We start from the raw sequence: 16,618 nt of genomic DNA on the forward strand, positions 1-16,618 counted from the left end.
TCCAGGCTCGACGACTGTTCCCGCCGACGGACGGCGGGTCAGCCCTCCTTGTGATTCAGGGCCGCACTGACCAGCCCCTTGAACACGGGGTTGGCCTTGGTCGGGCGGGAACGCAACTCCGGGTGCGCCTGGGTCGCCACGAAGAACGGGTGCGCCTGCCGGGGCAGCTCCAGGTACTCCACCAGCTTGCCGTCGGGGGAGAGACCGGAGAAGACCATCCCGGCGTCCTCGAGGCTGCCGCGGTAGGCGTTGTTGACCTCGTAACGGTGGCGGTGGCGTTCGGAGGCCTGTGCCTCCCCGTCGTAGAGCTCGCGCACGAGGGTGCCCTCGCCCAGGGTCGCCGGGTACATACCCAGACGCATGCTGCCGCCCATGTCGCGTTCCCCGGCAACGACGTCGGCCTGGTCGGCCATGGTCGCGATGACCGGCTCGACCGCCTTGTCGTCGAACTCGACGCTGTTGGCGCCCTCCAGGCCCAGAACGTTACGGGCGTACTCGATGACCACCGCCTGCAGGCCCAGGCAGATGCCCAACAGCGGGACCCCGTTCTCCCGCGCGTAGCGGATGGCGCCGAGCTTGCCCTCGATGCCGCGCACACCGAACCCGCCGGGGATGAGCACACCGTCGGCACCGTCGAGTTCGGCGGCCGCGCCGGAAGGGCTGGCGCAGTTGTCGCTGGCCACCCAGCGCAGGTTCACATGGGTGTTGGTGGCGAACCCGCCGGCCCGCAGGGCCTCACTGACCGACAGGTAGGCGTCGGGCAGATCGATGTACTTGCCGACCAGGGCGATGGTGACCTCGTGGTCGGGCTGGTGCACGCGGCGCAGCAGTTCGTCCCACTCGGTCCAGTCGACGTCGCGGAAGGGCATGCCCAGGCGGCGCACGACGTAGGCGTCCAGTCCCTCGCGGTGCAGGACCTTGGGGATGTCGTAGATCGAGGGAGCGTCGGGGGTGGAGACCACACCGGCCTCGTCCACGTCGCACATGAGGCTGATCTTGGACTTCAGGCTCTGGGTGATGGACCGGTCCGAGCGGCACACGATCGCGTCGGGCTGGATACCGATGCTGCGCAGCTGCGCGACCGAGTGCTGGGTGGGCTTGGTCTTCATCTCGCCGGAGGGGCCCAGGAAGGGGATGAGCGAGACGTGGAGGAAGAAGCAGTTGTCCCGACCGATCTCGTGCCGGATCTGGCGCACCGCCTCGAGGAAGGGCTGCGACTCGATGTCGCCGACGGTACCGCCGATCTCGGTGATGACGATGTCGGTGTCGGCGGAGTCCATCGCGTAGATGCTGGACTTGATCTCGTTGGTGATGTGCGGGATGACCTGCACGGTGTCACCGAGGTAGGCGCCCTGGCGTTCCTTGGCGATGACACTGGAGTAGATCTGCCCGGTGGTGACGTTGGCCGAGGCGGACAGCTCGGTGTCCAGGAACCGTTCGTAGTGGCCGACGTCGAGGTCGGTCTCGGCCCCGTCCTCGGTGACGAAGACTTCACCGTGCTGGAAGGGGTTCATGGTCCCGGGGTCGACGTTGAGGTAGGGGTCGAGCTTTTGCATGGTGACCCTCAGCCCACGCGACTTCAGGAGCCGCCCCAGACTGGAGGCGGTCAGCCCCTTACCCAGACTGGAGGCGACGCCGCCAGTAACGAAAAGGTGCTTGGTACTCGCGGCGGATGCCAAAGTGTTGCTCCCGTGGGTCGAATGGCTACGGCGGGGCTCGGGTCGCTACTGAGCGGCCGTACGGTGGTCCGGTTCCGAGCTGCCGAGTGACGCTCGGGCCGCCGGACTCCACGGGGCACCAGGATAACAGGCCCCGACAGGTCCGCAGGTGACAACCGCGTCCGTGAAGGGCCGCAGCCCTCCCCCGACGTGCGGGATCGCCTCTGCCAGGGGCCGCAGGGGCCGGTGTCGCGTGGGCCACACCGGCTGCCGGGCCTCCCGCTCCCCGGAAGAGACGCCCCGGAGGGACCTCAGGAGGGAAAGGCACCGGCCCGGCCCAGGTAGGCGCGCGGGGTCTTACCCAAGCGCTCGCCCATCCACTCGGCCACCCCGACGGCCCCGGACAGGCTCACCCCGGTACGCAGCCCGCTGCGGTGCAGCATGTACAGCAGGTCCTCGGTACCGATGTTGCCGGTCGCGGCCGGGGCGAAGGGGCAGCCGCCGAACCCGCCGAGGCTGGAGTCGAGCACCCGCACCCCCGCGTCCACCGCCGCCAGGGCGTTGGCGTAGCCGGTGTTGCGGGTGTTGTGGAAATGGCAGCGCAGGGTGCGGCCGCCGGCAACCTCCTCCGAACGCCGCAGCAGCTCGGTGACCTGCCGGGGTACCCCCACACCGATGGTGTCGGCCAGCGCGATCTCCACCGCCGAGGTATCGGCGATGCGGCGCACCACCTCCACCACCCGCTCGGTCGGCACCTCACCGTCGAAGGGGCAACCGAACGCGGTGGAGACGGTCACGCTCAGGGGCACACCGGTACCCGCCAGCGCACCGTCGATGTCGGCGAGCGTCTCCAGCATCGCCTCCACGGTCGTGCCCTGGTTTCGGACACTGAACCCGTCGGTGGCGGGCACGGCCACGTTGACCTCGCCCACCCCGCTCTCCAGGGCACGGTCCAGGCCCTTGCGGTTGAGCACCAGACCGATGGAGGCGGCACGGGCCGGCTCGGAGAGAGAGGCCATGATCTCCTCGGCACCGGCCATCTGCGGCACACGCTCGGGGTTGACGAAACTCGCGGCCTCGATGCGGCTCACACCTGCGGCCACGGCCCGTTCCACGAGCTCCACACGCTCCTGCACAGGCAGCGTGCGATCCTCGTTCTGGAGTCCGTCGCGCGGGCCCACCTCAACGATCCGCACCTGTTCGCCGTCCTCGGGGCCGCGGTCCTCAGCGGTCATCGCACCTCACCTCTCCTGCCGCTTCTCACTCGACCGCGGCCAGCGTAACGACCAGCACACGGAGCGGGCCACACCGGGGGAACCCGAGGCGGCCGGGGCGGGATCAGCGCAGTGCCAGCGCGGGACGGACCTCCCAGGTCGTCCACATCGGCCGGTACCCCATGCGGTGCCAGAAGGGTCCCGAGAGCGGGTTCATCGCCGCGTAGTTGAGCACCGACGCCGAGACCCCGTAGGAGTCCAGAGCCTGGTGGGCCTGGCCGACCAGGGCGGTGCCGATCCCGTTGCCGCGCTCGTCGGCGGCCACCACCCCGTACCCGATGTGGGCGATGGGACGTGCCCGCACCAACGCCTTGGCCCAACGGGAACGCTCGGGCGGCGACACCCAGATCAGGCCCACGGCACGGCCGCGGCGTTCTGCCAACCAGATCCACGAACGCGACCGGCTCAGCGCCCGCGCGGCGACCTTGCGGGTCTGCTCGGCGGTGTCGGGCTGCAGGAAGACCCCGCCGAAGTTCTGCTCGTAGCGGTGCTCCTCCATGAGCAGCGCCACCACTTGGGCCAGGTCACCGCTGTCCGCCAGGCGGATCGTCACGTCGTGGGGCGGGATCGAGGGCGGGACCCCGCGGCGGCGCGGACGCGCGGCCAGCACGGTGTAGGGCTGCAGGCCGTGGCGTTGCAGCGGGATGATGCCGCACACGTCCCGGGCCGGCCAGCTCACCAGGGCCGCCGACTCCGACCCGGTACCGGTGGGCAGGTCCTCGAGCTGGTCGCGCCAGCTGGTCAGGAGGGAGTCCAGGGCACGTCCGGGGTCGGGCCCGCCCACGACGGGGGTGAGCCAGTGCTGGTCCGGCACGCCCCAGATCCGGCCGACCTCACCCGGCTGGTACCAGGTGTAGTGCATACTCCCCGCTGCGACCGTGCGCTTGTCCTCGTCGCTGACGGTCAGCAGGGGATAGGAGTCCGGGGCGAAACTGACGGGCTCGGGCAACAGCGGGTCGGCATCGCTCCATCGCTGGGCGGCCGAGCGCACCAAAGGGTCGAGTCCGATGTCGCCCCCGGGCGCCCCCTCATGCCGCACTCGCGCGACATAACCGCTCATCCACCCCTCCCCTTGGCGGGTCTGCTCCGTCGTGTACGTGGCCCGGAGTGTGCCTCGAACCACGCACAGGGACCGAACCACCGTAACCGATACGGGGTGTCACCGGGGCGTCGGGACGGTCACCCGGGAAGAACGGGTCCCGCGCGATGGCAGGGGTTGCACTCGGTCAGCCCGCCGCGGAGCCTCCTCGGTGGACCGTGGTGTCCCGGCCGCGGTTGACCACCTCGGGGTCACCGGTCCCGTAGGAGACGGTGTTGTCGACACCGACCAGGACGATCTTGTCGGCCGAGCCGACCTCGACGGTCGACCCGCGTCCGGTGGCCCGCACCATGCCACAGGTGCCGTCCAGGACCACCTGGGCGTCGTCGGCGGTGACCACCACCTCGCGGCCCTCACACTCCCCGTCCACCTGGCTGCCGTCGTCCACGACGATCAGTGCGTCGTCCTCGACGACGTTGTGTTCGACCGGGTCCTGCTCCTGCCGCGGAGCCTCGCCCGCCCCGTGCCCGCCGGTCCTCTCACCGCCCTCCCCCTCGGACAGGAAGGACCCCGGCTCGCACCCGACCAGCGCAAGGGCGAGCAGCACGGCACCGATCGCGGTGACCAGAGGTCCGACCCGCATCCGTATCCTCCAGGTCCACAGGTGACGACGGCACGCGCCGAACTTCAGCGCGGAGCCAAGGCTATGTCACGCTGCAGTAAACCCGCGACCCCTTCGTTGCCCGAACGTGCCCTGGACGAGACACGGAGCCTTGCGTCTCAGCTGATCCCGGCCTCGTCCATGCCACGGAGCTCACGCTTGAGCTCACCGATCTCGTCGCGCAGCCGGGCCGCCATCTCGAACTGCAGGTCGGACGCGGCCTGGTGCATCTGCTCGGAGAGCTGGTCGATGAGCCCGGCCAGCTCCGCCCGCGGCATGTTCGACAGGTCCGCGGAGCGCTCCCCCGCGCCCGGTACAGGCGCCTTGGACCCGGCGCCCGCGCCCCGGTACCCGGTCGCCATGAGTTCCTCGGTGTCCACGTCCTCCCGGCTGAGGGAGTCCAGGATGTCGGCGATCTCCTTGCGCAGCGGCGTGGGGTCGATCCCGTGCTCCTCGTTGTAGGCCAGCTGCTTGGCCCGGCGCCGGTCGGTCTCGTCGAGGGCCGCGCGCATGGAGTCGGTGACGTTGTCGGCGTACATGTGCACCTGGCCTGCCACGTTGCGCGCCGCACGGCCGATGGTCTGGATCAGGGAGGTCTCCGAACGCAGGAACCCCTCCTTGTCGGCGTCCAGGATCGCCACCAGCGACACCTCCGGCAGATCCAGCCCCTCCCGCAGCAGGTTGATGCCGACCAGGACGTCGTACTCGCCCACACGCAGCTCGCGCAGCAGCTCGACCCGGCGCAGGGTGTCGACCTCGCTGTGCAGGTAACGCACCCGGATCCCGAGCTCGGCGAAGTAGTCGGTCAGGTCCTCCGCCATCTTCTTGGTCAGGGTCGTCACCAGAACGCGCTCCCGGCGCTCAGCGCGCTCCTGGATCTCGTGCACCAGGTCGTCGATCTGGCCCTCGGTGGGCTTGACCAGAACCTCGGGGTCGACCAGCCCGGTCGGGCGGATGACCTGTTCCACGATCTCGCCGCCGCCCTGGCGCAACTCGTAGCGGCCCGGGGTCGCCGACAGGTACACCGACTGCCCGATGCGTTCGGTGAACTCCTCCCACTTGAGCGGGCGGTTGTCCATCGCCGAGGGCAGACGGAACCCGTGGTCGACCAGTGTGCGTTTGCGCGCGGCGTCGCCCTCGTACATCGCGCCGACCTGCGGCACCGTCACGTGCGACTCGTCCAGTACCAGCAGGAAGTCCTCCGGGAAGTAGTCCAGGAGGGTGTGGGGGGCGCTACCCGGTTCGCGGTCGTCGAAGTGGCGCGAGTAGTTCTCGATGCCCGAGCAGCTCCCCAGCTGCTCGATCATCTCCAGGTCGTGGGTGGTGCGCATCCGCAGGCGCTGGGCCTCCAGCAGCTTGTTCTGCCCCTCGAGCTCGGCCAGGCGCTCGCCCAGCTCCGCCTCGATCCCGGCGACCGCCTTGCGGGTACGTTCCTCTCCGGCGACGTAGTGCGAGGCCGGGAAGATGAACACGTGCCGGCTCTCGTCCAGGACCTCACCGGTGAGCGGGTGCAGTGTCATGAGGCGTTCGACCTCGTCACCGAACATCTCGATACGGATCGCGAGTTCCTCGTAGACCGGGATGATCTCGATCGTGTCCCCGCGCACCCGGAACGTCCCGCGGGTGAAGGCGGTGTCGTTGCGGCTGTACTGCATCTCGACCAGGCGGCGCAGGAGCTCGTCGCGTTCGACCTCCATACCGACCTTGATCTCGGCCATGCGGTCGACGTACTCCTGCGGGGTACCCAGTCCGTAGATGCACGAGACGGAGGCGACCACGATCGTGTCCCGGCGGGTCAGCAGCGAGTTCGTGGCCGAGTGCCGCAGTCGCTCGACCTCGTCGTTGATCGAGGAGTCCTTCTCGATGTAGGTGTCGCTCTGGGGGACGTAGGCCTCGGGTTGGTAGTAGTCGTAGTAGGAGACGAAGTACTCGACGGCGTTGTTGGGCAGCATCTGCCGCAGCTCGTTGGCGAACTGCGCGGCCAGTGTCTTGTTCGGCTGCATCACCAGGGTCGGGCGCTGCAGCTGTTCGACCGTCCAGGCCACCGTCGCGGTCTTACCGGTACCGGTGGCGCCCAGCAGCACGGTGTGTTCCTCACCCGAGCGCACCCGTTCACTGATGCGCTCGATCGCCTCGGGCTGGTCGCCCGCCGGGCGCATGTCCGAGACGACCTCGAACGGGTCCTCGGAGCGTTTGATGTCGCTGACCGGTCGCACTTGGGCCTCCCATCGGAACCTCGGGGCCCGTCCACCCGCCCGGCAGACCCCACGCGTTCAACGCTACCCGTCCTGTTCGGGAGCGCCTCGGCCTTCGGACCGGAGGTGAAACGGTCCGGGACCGTGCCGGGAACGCACGCTCACCGCGTCGGCCCGCGCCCCGCACCCCCGTGCCATCACGCACCCGGCTTTCCGTTCCCCTTCCCCGTGCGTTCCTCGCAATCACCGCAAACAGCGGCCGGGACTTCGACCACCACACCATTCACCAGAACGACAGAACAAGCACTGCAGCAAGAAACGGTTTTTCACTTACCCTCCTCGCCGAGATCGAACCCGACCATATTCGGTAAATTCATTTCCTTCGAAGGGGAGCGCGCATAACGTTATTTCCGCCCGCCACCACAGAGGAGAGCCCAGCTGAGGAGAAAAGGTTCCGGTCATGGAAAAGCCCGTGTACGAAGCACCTTCCGCCGAAGAGGCCGGTGACTTCCGGGGAGGCACCGGGGCCTCGTCCACAGCGGGCACGAGACCCACTTCCCCGGCTGGTGGCGCTCCGTCCGGTCCGGCCTTCAGGCACGTGCCGTCCGGGCCGGCCCCGACCCTTGCTCGGCCGGCCGCGCGGCCAGTCCCGCATTGTCGCTGGTACGCACGAGGACATGGTGCCCCAGCACGTCCCTGAGCGGAAGTTCCGGAACGGCCTGCGTGATGGGCCGCCGACCGTGCCCGACGACCACGAGCTCGCCGGCGATCCGGGAGAGTCCGTCGAGCAGGTGACCGGACAGCAGTACGGTGCGCCCTCGTCGCCCGGGTTGCCTCCGTAGATCTTGGCCAAATTGGGTATATCGCTCATCTCGAATGACACTCCTCGCGCCCCCGGCGACTGCGCCATGGAACATGAGCACCCTACGACCCCGAGTACTCGAGCACACGAACGAGCTTTTCACGATTCATGGAACGTCACTTATCCGGAGCAGCGGCCCCGGGGCAGCAGACCCTCCGGCGGAAGGTCGCTTCAACCTCACGGCCCTCTTATCCACTGCCAGATTTCCCTTCCGACACCTCTCGGAGAACCGGAACCGGGAAACGGAACGACCCTTGCAGTTACTCCGGAAATCCCCGGACCCGGCCGGCGCCAGGGACCACCCACACACGCGAGGAGGCCGCGCCGAGTTCACTCCTGGGCGCGGGTCGAGAGTTCACGCCAGAGTTCGGCCACACGGGCCCTCAGTTCGTCCCGGCTGCCGGAGTTGTCCACCACCAGGTCGGCAGCGGCCAGCCGGGTGTCCCGGTCGGCCTGCGCACGGATCCTGGCCCGCACCTGCTCGCGCGGCATCCCGCGGTCGCCGAAGACCCGCTCCACCCGCACCTCGTCGGGGGCGTCCACGACCACGACGAGGTCGTAGAGGGACCCCAGATCGTTCTCCACGAGCAAGGGCACGTCGTAGACCACGACCTCGGTGCCTGCTGCCAGCGCCTCCTCCATGAGCTGTCCGCTACGCTCACCGACCCTCGGGTGAACGATCGCGTTGAGCTTGGCGAGCCGCTCCTGGTCGGCGAAGACGATCTCACCGAGCGCGGCCCGGTCGAGACCGCCGTCCTCGGCCAGCACCCGTTCACCGAACTCCGCGACCACCTCGGACAGACCAGGGGTTCCCGGTTCCACGACCTCACGGGCGAGGGCGTCGGCATCGATCACCACCGCCCCGCAGGAGGAGAGTTCTGCCGAGACCGCGCTCTTACCCGAACCGATCCCGCCTGTGAGTCCCACTTTGAGCATGACAAGACCCTAGATCCTGTGCGGACGGGACTCGACCCGGTGCGCCCCGCGCGGGCGAGGAGAAAAATGTGACCTGCCTCGCGCAGGACCGGCCTACCGGAGTTCCTTGCGCATGTGCGCCATCACCAGATGCTCGGCGAGGCGTTCACGGGAGGTCTCGGCGAACCCGAGGCTGCGGAACAAGCGCATCAGAGCGGCGTCGTGCGCGCCCGCGGACAGGGTCAGGGACGCAGGAGCGGTCTCGAGGCCGCGGGCGCGCCGTTCGGCCTCCTCCAGGAGCCGACGGGCGATACCGCGGCCACGCAGATCGGGCGCGACCGCCAGACGGCTCAGCACCGCGCCCGTGCCCAGGGTGCGCAGGCGGACCGCCCCGACCGGGCGTGGGCCGGCCACGGCGCACACCACCAGGGTGTCGGGGTCGCCCAGCAGGGTGTGTATCCGCTCCAGGCTCTCGGTCAACGCCACGGTGAAGGGGTCGCCGAAGGTCTGCGCTTCGTCGACGAAAGCGGCGCGTTGAAGGGTGAAGAGCTCCCCGGAGTCGTCGGGGACGGCGGGGCGCAGAGTGACGTCGGGGACGGTCGCGGGTGTGCTCATGGCCCGATCCTAGGCCCCGGTCCACCGCAGGACGCCGCGACGCGACGAAGGGCCGCCCCTTGCGGGACGGCCCTTCACGGCGTGCACGGAGGGTTCCCGGAGGAACCGCCCGTTCAGGCCTCAGTCAGCTGCGGGAGCTCAGGCGTCGCCGCCGGCGAGCTTCTCGCGGAGGGCGGCCAGGGCCTCGTCGGAGGCCAGGGCACCGCTGGAAGTGGGCTCGGCCGGGGCCTGCTGAGCAGCACCGCCACCGCCGGTGTGCTCTTCCTCTTCCTCCACGGCCGGGGCGTTGGCTGCGTCGGCCTCGGCCGCCTGCGCCTCCTCGACCTGCTTGCGGTGCGCCTCGAAGCGGGCCTGCGCCTCGGCGTAGTTGCGCTCCCACTCGTCTCGCTGGACCTCGAAGCCCTCGAGCCACTCGCCGCTCTCGGGGTCGAAGCCCTCGGGGTACTTGTAGTTGCCCTGCTCGTCGTAGTCGGCGGCCATGCCGTACAGGGTCGGGTCGAAGTCCACCTGGTCGGGCGAGACGGCCTCGTTGGCCTGCTTCAGCGAAAGGCTGATGCGGCGGCGCTCGAGGTCGATGTCGATGATCTTGACGAAGATCTCGGTGCCGACCTGGACGACCTGCTCGGGCACCTCGACGTGGCGCTCGGCCAGCTCGGAGATGTGGACCAGGCCCTCGATGCCCTCCTCGACGCGCACGAACGCACCGAACGGAACCAGCTTGGTGACCTTGCCGGGAACGACCTGGCCGATCTGGTGCGTGCGGGCGAACTGCTGCCAGGGGTCCTCCTGCGTCGCCTTGAGCGACAGGGAGACACGCTCGCGCTCCATGTCCACGTCGAGAACCTCGACGGTGACCTCCTGGCCGACCTCGACGACCTCGCTGGGGTGGTCGATGTGCTTCCAGGAGAGCTCGGAGACGTGGACCAGACCGTCGACGCCACCCAGGTCCACGAAAGCACCGAAGTTGACGATCGAGGAGACGACGCCCTTGCGGATCTGGCCCTTCTGGAGGGTGTTGAGGAAGGTCTGGCGGACCTCGGACTGGGTCTGCTCGAGCCAGGCGCGGCGGGACAGGACCACGTTGTTGCGGTTCTTGTCCAGCTCGATGATCTTGGCTTCGAGCTCACGGCCCACGTAGGGCTGCAGGTCGCGGACGCGGCGCATCTCGACCAGGGAGGCCGGCAGGAAGCCGCGGAGGCCGATGTCGAGGATGAGACCACCCTTGACGACCTCGATGACGGTACCGGTGACGACGCCGTCCTCTTCCTTGATCTTCTCGATCGTGCCCCAGGCGCGCTCGTACTGGGCGCGCTTCTTGGACAGGATCAGGCGGCCTTCCTTGTCCTCCTTCTGGAGAACGAGGGCTTCGACCTGGTCGCCGACGGCGACGACCTCGCTCGGGTCGACGTCGTGCTTGATCGAGAGTTCGCGTGACGGAATCACACCCTCGGTCTTGTAGCCGATGTCGAGCAAGACCTCGTCTCGATCGACCTTCACGATGGTGCCCTCAACGATGTCACCGTCGTTGAAGTACTTGATGGTCTCGTCGATCGCCGCGAGGAAGGCTTCCTCGGACCCGATGTCGTCGACCGCTACCTGGGGTGTCGAGGTGGCCTCGGTGCTGCTCGTCATGTGTGGGTGGACTCCGGATACGGACAGGTTCAGGAAATGGGCACGTGGTAGGTCCGAGCCCGTCGATCCGTCATTCCAGAAAGTAGGGAGCAGGGCCACATACGGAACGAGCCGATCCGTGGCCGCCAGCCGCCGGGTCCAGGAGTGGTGACCGAACGGTGCAGCCCCTCCGTCCCCACGTCAAGGAGACGATGACGCACGCACGAACCCACAACGCTGTAACCAGAGTATGAGATGTGGGTGTCCTGGTCAATCGGAACCCCGGGCCGCCAACCCGACGAACGCCACAATGGGCGCAACTTACCGGAGCCCGAACGGGGAGATCAACCTTTCCACATGCCGACCCCTCGCACAATCGAGGCACCCCCACCTGCCCCTGGACCGCAACCGGCCCACGACCGCCCCGGTTTCGGACTCCCGGGAACCGGGAACAGGACAGGCTGCAGTGCGGCCGAGATCACTCCTGGCTCGGGCGCGACCGGTTCCGTTTCAGCTCCCCGCGCCGACGCTTGTCCTCCACACGTCGGCGCCGCGCGGACCGGCTCGGCCTCGACGCACGCCGCCGGCGCGGGGGCGGTGCCGTGGCCTCGGCCAGCAGCTCCGCCATGCGCTCGCGTGCCTCGTCCCGGTTACGGGCCTGCGAACGGTGTTCCTGGGCGCTGACGCTCAGTACCCCGTCGCTCAGCCGGGCCGAGAGGCGCTCTAGGGCCCGCTCGCGCCGTGTCCGGCCCAACCCCGCACACGTGGCCAGGTCCAGCGACAGGGTCACCCGGGTCGCCGAGGTGTTGACGTGCTGACCGCCCGGACCGGAGGAACGGCTGAAACGCCACCCCAGGTCGGAGGCGGGGACGGTCACCGAACCGAAGGTCAGATCCTTCTCCCCCGGGTTCGTGCTCACCGCCGCCCACCTCCTGCGCCCTTGTTCCGTGTACGTGCCCGCGCGGAGCGCTACCGGGTCAGTGCGCCGCGTCGTGCCAGTTGGGTCCGCCGCCGACCGAGACCTCCAGCGGCACACGCAGATCATAGGCCGAGCCCATCTCCTGCGTCACGAGCTCTTCGACCGCCTCCCGCTCGCCGGGAACGACCTCGACCACGAGCTCGTCATGTACCTGCAGCAACACACGCGAGGTCAGGTCGCTGCCGACCAGGGCCTCGTCGACCCTGAGCATCGCGACCTTGATGATGTCGGCCGCCGACCCCTGGATGGGGGCGTTGAGGGCCATGCGTTCGGCCATCTCGCGCCGCTGCCGGTTGTCGCTGGTCAGGTCCGGCAGGTACCGGCGGCGACCGAAGATCGTCTCGGTGTAGCCGTCCCTGCGTGCCCGCTCGACCACGGCCTGCAGGTAGTCGCGCACCCCGCCGAACTCGGCGAAGTAGTCGTCCATGAGCGAGCGTGCCTCGTCCGGTTGGATCCCCAACTGCTGGGAGAGTCCGTAGGCACTCAGACCGTAGGCCAGACCGTAACTCATCGCCTTGATCTTGGAGCGGGCCTCCCCGTCGACCTCGTCGACCCCGATGCCGAAGACCTGCGCGGCCATCTGGGCGTGGAAGTCGTAGCCGCTGTTGAAGGCGTCGATGAGCGCCTGCTCGCCCGACAGGTGCGCCATGATGCGCAGCTCGATCTGGCTGTAGTCGGCGGTCAGCAGCTCCTCGTAGCCCTCACCGACCACGAAGGCCCGCCGGATACGGCGGCCCACGTCGGTGCGTACCGGGATGTTCTGCAGGTTGGGTTCGGTCGAGCTCAGTCGCCCGGTCGCCGCCACCATCTGGTTGAAGGTCGTGTGGATGCGGCCGTCGTCGGCGACCGTCTTGATGAGCCCCTCGACCGTGGTGCGCAGCTTGGTCTGGTCCCGGTGGCGCAGCAGGATCGCCGGCAGCTCGTGGTCGGTCCGGGTGGCCAACCACGCCAACGCGGAGGCGTCGGTGGTGTAGCCCGTCTTGATCTTCTTGGTCCTGGGCAGCTCCAGTTTATCGAAGAGCACGTACTGGAGCTGTTTGGGCGAGCCCAGGTTGAACCTCTCCCCCACCGCTTCGTGCGCCTTCTCCTCGGCCTCGCGTGTGGCGGCGGCGAACTCGCCCTGGAGCTCCTCCAGGTAGGGCAGGTCCGCGGCGATACCCGCACGCTCCATGCGTGCCAGTACGTCCACCAGTGGCAACTCCATGTCGGTGAGCAGCTGGGCGCCCCCGCGCTTGTCGAGCTCGGCCAGGAGCACCGCGGCCAGGTCCCGGGTGGCCGCGGCCCGCACCGCGAGGGCGTGCCCGGGCCCCTCGCCGTCGCCGGAGCCGTCCACGTCCAGGGCCAGCTGCGTCTGGCCGGTGTCCTCCTCCAGTTCCCGGCCCAGGTAACGGCGGACCAGGTCGGGCAGGTCGAACCGGCGCTGTCCCGGCTGGGCCAGGTAGGCGGCCAGGGCCGTGTCACAGCGTGTCCCGGCCAGTTCCCAACCGTGGGCGGCCAGCGCCAGCAGCGCACCCTTGTACTCGTGCACGACCTTGGGCCGCTCGGGGTCGGCGAGGAAGGCCGCCAAGGCCTCCGTGTCGGAGGGGTCCAGCGCCACCGGGTCCACGAGGGCCGCTGCGCCGCTGGGCACACTGATCGCGAGCGCGTCCACACGGCCGGTACCTCTGCCCGACCGGGCGTCCAGGGCGAGCCCGGCCGGCGCCTCGTCGGTGAGGGAGTCGGGGGCGGCGTGCTCGGTCAGCCAGGCCGCCAGCTCACCGCTCCCCGGGATCGTGAGGTCGACCTCGAAACCCTCTGCCGCCCCGGACGCGCCCTGATCGGCGGCTTCGTCGGGGTTGATGACGGTGTAGAGGCGTTCACGCAGGTTGGAGGCGAACTCCAGGTTGTCGAAGAGGGCATCCACCCCGGCACGGTCGGCCTCGCCCAGCGTCAGGGCCGCCACGGCGGTCTCGAGCTCGACATCGGTCACCAGGCGGTTGAGGCGCATGTTGCGCAGCACGTCGTCGAGGTGGTCGCGGAAGTTCTGCCCCGCCTTGCCGGTGAGTTCGTCGGCCCGGGCCACGAGCCCGTCCAGGGAGCCGAACCTGGTGATCCACTTGGCCGCGGTCTTGGGGCCCACCCCGGGCACACCCGGCAGGTTGTCGGCCTTCTCCCCCACCAGCGCGGCCAGATCGCGGTAACGCTCCGGGGGGACCCCGTACTTGTCCTCGACGGCCTCGGGGGTCATGCGCTTGAGGTCGGACAGGCTGCGCCCCGGGTACAGGACCGTGCAGTCCCCGGTCACCAGTTGGAAGGCGTCGCGGTCGCCGGAGGCGATGAGGACCTCCATGCCGGCTTCACCACCCTGCTGGGCCAGGGTCGCGATGACGTCGTCGGCCTCGTAGCCGGGTGCGGACAGGTTGGCCACGCCGATCAGACGCATGAGGTCCTGGGTGAGGGGGACCTGGGAGGGGAACTCCTGCGGGGTCTCCGAGCGCCCGTCCTTGTAACCGTCGTACTCCTCGCTGCGGAAGGTGGGCCCGGACAGGTCCCAGGCCACCGCCACATGGGTGGGCTCTTCCTCCCGCAACAACTTGACCAGCATCGACGTGAAACCGTAGACGGCATTGGTCGACTGGCCCGTGCTGGTGCCGAAGTTCTCCACCGGTAGGGCGTAGAAGGCGCGGAAGGCCATCGAGTGCCCGTCCAGGAGCAGCAGTCTGGGTCGCTTGCCTCCGCTGTCGGAAAGGTTCGGGGCCGCGCCGGCCCGGGGCGTCTGATCGGGGGTCTCTCGCTCTGTCACCACGTCCCCAACCCTAAGATGCCCCGCAGACAGTTCGCGGCCCTCTCGGCACGGCCGCGCCACGGGGCCGCCACCGGGCGGGACCGCGTCCGCACGGCCCGGCCCTTCTCACGGATCGGAAGGCACAGCAACATGACGACCAACTCCGAGGAGATGCGCTCACTCATCGACACGGGCGCACTGACCGGGGGCCTCGGTGCAACGATGGGGATCGAGGTCACCGAGGCCTCAGCCGAACGGGTCGTGGCCCGGATGCCGGTGGAGGGCAACCGTCAGCCCTACGGGCTCCTGCACGGTGGCGCCTCCTGTGTGCTGGCCGAGTCGCTGGGTTCGATCGGTTCGATGATCCACGCCGATCAGTTCGGCAGGATCGCGATGGGTATCGAGATCAACGCGACCCACCACCGTTCGGCCACCCAGGGCCACGTGACGGGCGTGGCGACCCCGGTGCACCTGGGACGCACCCTGGCCACCTGGGACATCACCATCACCGACGACGAGGACCGCAAGGTGTGCACCTCGCGCCTGACCTGTGTGCTCCGTGAGGCCCCCAAGGAGGCCTGACCACACTCTCCTGCACCCCGGGCCCCGCCGGTGACGGCCGTCACCGGCGGGGCCTTTCCATGTGCGGACACCGGGACCCCGGCCGGGTTCCGCACGTTCTCCGACCGCCCCGCACCCTTCACGCGCCGTTCCGTACAAAGCGACGCACAAACCCCGAACGGGATGACCACAGCTTCATAACGCCTCAGAGGCGAGTCGGCACCAAGTATCGCTCTTCACTTTTCGTCACAGGCATTTCATGCTTAAGTTCCGCTAACGCCCATGCTTAAGCCATGCCACACATGTCGGGCACCAGGGCGCACACGCAAGATCGGTCCGGCCGCACCGAGCGGCCGGTCCCTCGCCGGTTGAACGGAGTGACCACGATCATGGCAAGCAAGAAGGCCCTCGGCCTGGCTGCCGCCACCGCGGCCCTGGTAATGGGGCTTTCCGCGTGCGGCAACGGCGACACCGGGGACGGCGGGGACGCCGCGGGCGAAGAGTTCAACTTCGGTCTCCTCTACCCCCAGACCGGTAACCTGGCCTTCCTCGGCCCACCCCAGCTCGCAGCGGCCGAGTACGCCATCGAGGACATCAACACGGCCGGCGGCATCCTCGGCACCGACGTACCCGACATCAGCGAAGCCGACGAGGCCGGGGACGCGGGCCAGGCCAACGAAGCCGCCAACAACCTGATCGCCGACGAGACCAACGCCGTCATCGGTGCCGCCGCCTCCGGTATGACCCAGGCCGTCTACGACACCGTCACCGGCGCCGAGACCGTCCAGTGCTCGGGCTCGGCCACCTCCCCCGAACTCAGCGACATCGACGACGGCGGTTACTTCTACCGCACCGCACCCAGCGACCTCATGGCCGGACCCGTCCTGGCCGAGCAGATGGTCGCCGACGGGCACGTGAGCATGTCCCTCATCGCCCGCGCCGACGACTACGGCGCCGGCTACCTCGACGCCGTCGAGGCCGAGCTCGAGGCCCTGGGCGCCGACGTCGTCTCCACCGACACCTTCGACCCGGACGCCACCACCTTCGACTCGGTCGTCAACGGCGCCAACGAAGCGGAAGCCGACGCGGTCGCCCTCATCTCCTTCGAGGAGGGCGCACAGGTCATCGCCGAACTCGTCGAGGCCGGTTTCGAGGGCGACCAGCTCTACGTCACCGACGGTCTCAACGACCCCGAACTGGGTTCCACCGTCAGCGAGGACGACCCCGAGGTCATCACCGGCATGACCGGCGTCGCCCCCGGTGCCGACAACTCCGAGTTCAACGAGGGCCTGCGCGAACACGCCCCGGACCTGGACGTCTTCCAGTTCGCGCCCCAGGTCTACGACTGCGTCACCGCCATTGCCCTGGCCGCCGAGTCGGCCGGCAGTGTCGAACCCAGCGAATACGTCGGCCACCTCGCGGAGATCAGCCGCCCCGAGGGCACCGAGTGCACCGACTTCGAACAGTGCCGCGACCTCCTCGAC

13 protein-coding genes are annotated in these 16,618 nt (G+C 69.0%); 3 read left to right on the forward strand and 10 right to left on the reverse strand.

Annotated features, from left to right (window positions below; all coding sequences use genetic code 11):
• Positions 1 to 38: 38 nt before the first annotated feature.
• The 5 genes from D456_RS0122245 to uvrB form a co-directional block, all read right to left on the reverse strand.
• Complete coding sequence (locus D456_RS0122245; RefSeq protein ID WP_026116132.1) at positions 39 to 1,679, reverse strand: CTP synthase; 1,641 nt, start codon at positions 1,677 to 1,679, stop codon at positions 39 to 41.
• 290 nt (positions 1,680 to 1,969) lie between these two features.
• Positions 1,970 to 2,893, reverse strand: a complete 924-nt coding sequence (locus D456_RS0122250; RefSeq protein ID WP_017578387.1) for a hydroxymethylglutaryl-CoA lyase — start codon at positions 2,891 to 2,893, stop codon at positions 1,970 to 1,972.
• Between the two features lie 103 nt (positions 2,894 to 2,996).
• Positions 2,997 to 3,992 carry a GNAT family N-acetyltransferase gene (locus D456_RS0122255; protein WP_026116133.1) on the reverse strand — a complete coding sequence of 332 codons (996 nt, stop codon included), beginning with the start codon at positions 3,990 to 3,992 and terminating at the stop codon, positions 2,997 to 2,999.
• Between the two features lie 166 nt (positions 3,993 to 4,158).
• A complete protein-coding gene (locus D456_RS0122260; protein WP_017578389.1) occupies positions 4,159 to 4,614 on the reverse strand; it encodes a DUF3060 domain-containing protein in 456 nt (151 codons plus the stop codon).
• A 137-nt stretch (positions 4,615 to 4,751) separates the two neighbouring features.
• Positions 4,752 to 6,848 carry an excinuclease ABC subunit UvrB gene (gene uvrB / locus D456_RS0122265; RefSeq protein ID WP_017578390.1) on the reverse strand — a complete coding sequence of 699 codons (2,097 nt, stop codon included), beginning with the start codon at positions 6,846 to 6,848 and terminating at the stop codon, positions 4,752 to 4,754.
• Between the two features lie 656 nt (positions 6,849 to 7,504).
• On the opposite strand from uvrB, the gene D456_RS26975 reads away from it, so the two are divergent.
• Positions 7,505 to 7,669 (forward strand): hypothetical protein, encoded by a 165-nt coding sequence (locus tag D456_RS26975; protein ID WP_017578391.1) that lies wholly within the window; start codon positions 7,505 to 7,507, stop codon positions 7,667 to 7,669.
• 350 nt (positions 7,670 to 8,019) lie between these two features.
• Here D456_RS26975 and coaE read toward each other — a convergent pair whose 3' ends face one another.
• The 5 genes from coaE to polA form a co-directional block, all read right to left on the reverse strand.
• The gene (coaE, locus tag D456_RS0122275; RefSeq protein WP_017578392.1) at positions 8,020 to 8,625 is read right to left on the reverse strand and encodes a dephospho-CoA kinase; all 606 of its coding nucleotides are present in this window, start codon (positions 8,623 to 8,625) and stop codon (positions 8,020 to 8,022) included.
• A 93-nt stretch (positions 8,626 to 8,718) separates the two neighbouring features.
• Entirely contained in the window at positions 8,719 to 9,219 is a 501-nt protein-coding gene (locus D456_RS0122280; RefSeq protein ID WP_017578393.1) for a GNAT family N-acetyltransferase, read from the reverse strand.
• A gap of 138 nt (positions 9,220 to 9,357) precedes the next feature.
• Positions 9,358 to 10,851, reverse strand: coding sequence for a 30S ribosomal protein S1 (gene rpsA, locus D456_RS0122285; protein ID WP_017578394.1), 1,494 nt, complete (start codon positions 10,849 to 10,851; stop codon positions 9,358 to 9,360).
• Between the two features lie 457 nt (positions 10,852 to 11,308).
• Positions 11,309 to 11,749 (reverse strand): alternative ribosome rescue aminoacyl-tRNA hydrolase ArfB, encoded by a 441-nt coding sequence (arfB, locus tag D456_RS0122290; RefSeq protein ID WP_017578395.1) that lies wholly within the window; start codon positions 11,747 to 11,749, stop codon positions 11,309 to 11,311.
• 58 nt (positions 11,750 to 11,807) lie between these two features.
• A complete protein-coding gene (polA, locus tag D456_RS0122295) occupies positions 11,808 to 14,594 on the reverse strand; it encodes a DNA polymerase I (RefSeq protein WP_026116134.1) in 2,787 nt (928 codons plus the stop codon).
• Positions 14,595 to 14,723: 129 nt separating this feature from the next.
• Between polA and D456_RS0122300 the strand changes: the two genes are divergently transcribed.
• Together D456_RS0122300 and D456_RS0122305 are read left to right on the forward strand one after the other, a co-directional pair.
• The gene (locus D456_RS0122300; RefSeq protein ID WP_017578397.1) at positions 14,724 to 15,155 is read left to right on the forward strand and encodes a PaaI family thioesterase; all 432 of its coding nucleotides are present in this window, start codon (positions 14,724 to 14,726) and stop codon (positions 15,153 to 15,155) included.
• 368 nt (positions 15,156 to 15,523) lie between these two features.
• A partial coding sequence (locus D456_RS0122305) for an ABC transporter substrate-binding protein (protein ID WP_040699902.1) occupies positions 15,524 to 16,618 on the forward strand: 1,095 nt, incomplete at its 3' end.

The sequence above is a fragment of the Nocardiopsis kunsanensis DSM 44524 genome (assembly GCF_000340965.1).
Lineage (GTDB): Bacteria > Actinomycetota > Actinomycetes > Streptosporangiales > Streptosporangiaceae > Nocardiopsis > Nocardiopsis kunsanensis.

Coding starts and splice junctions, on each gene's coding strand:
- D456_RS0122255 (WP_026116133.1), bottom strand. CDS start 3,992: ATGAGCGGTTATGTCGCGCGAGTGCGGCATGAGGGGGCGCCCGGGGGC.
- D456_RS0122250 (WP_017578387.1), bottom strand. CDS start 2,893: ATGACCGCTGAGGACCGCGGCCCCGAGGACGGCGAACAGGTGCGGATC.
- coaE (WP_017578392.1), bottom strand. CDS start 8,625: ATGCTCAAAGTGGGACTCACAGGCGGGATCGGTTCGGGTAAGAGCGCG.
- D456_RS26975 (WP_017578391.1), top strand. CDS start 7,505: ATGGTGCCCCAGCACGTCCCTGAGCGGAAGTTCCGGAACGGCCTGCGT.
- rpsA (WP_017578394.1), bottom strand. CDS start 10,851: ATGACGAGCAGCACCGAGGCCACCTCGACACCCCAGGTAGCGGTCGAC.
- D456_RS0122260 (WP_017578389.1), bottom strand. CDS start 4,614: ATGCGGGTCGGACCTCTGGTCACCGCGATCGGTGCCGTGCTGCTCGCC.
- D456_RS0122300 (WP_017578397.1), top strand. CDS start 14,724: ATGACGACCAACTCCGAGGAGATGCGCTCACTCATCGACACGGGCGCA.
- D456_RS0122280 (WP_017578393.1), bottom strand. CDS start 9,219: ATGAGCACACCCGCGACCGTCCCCGACGTCACTCTGCGCCCCGCCGTC.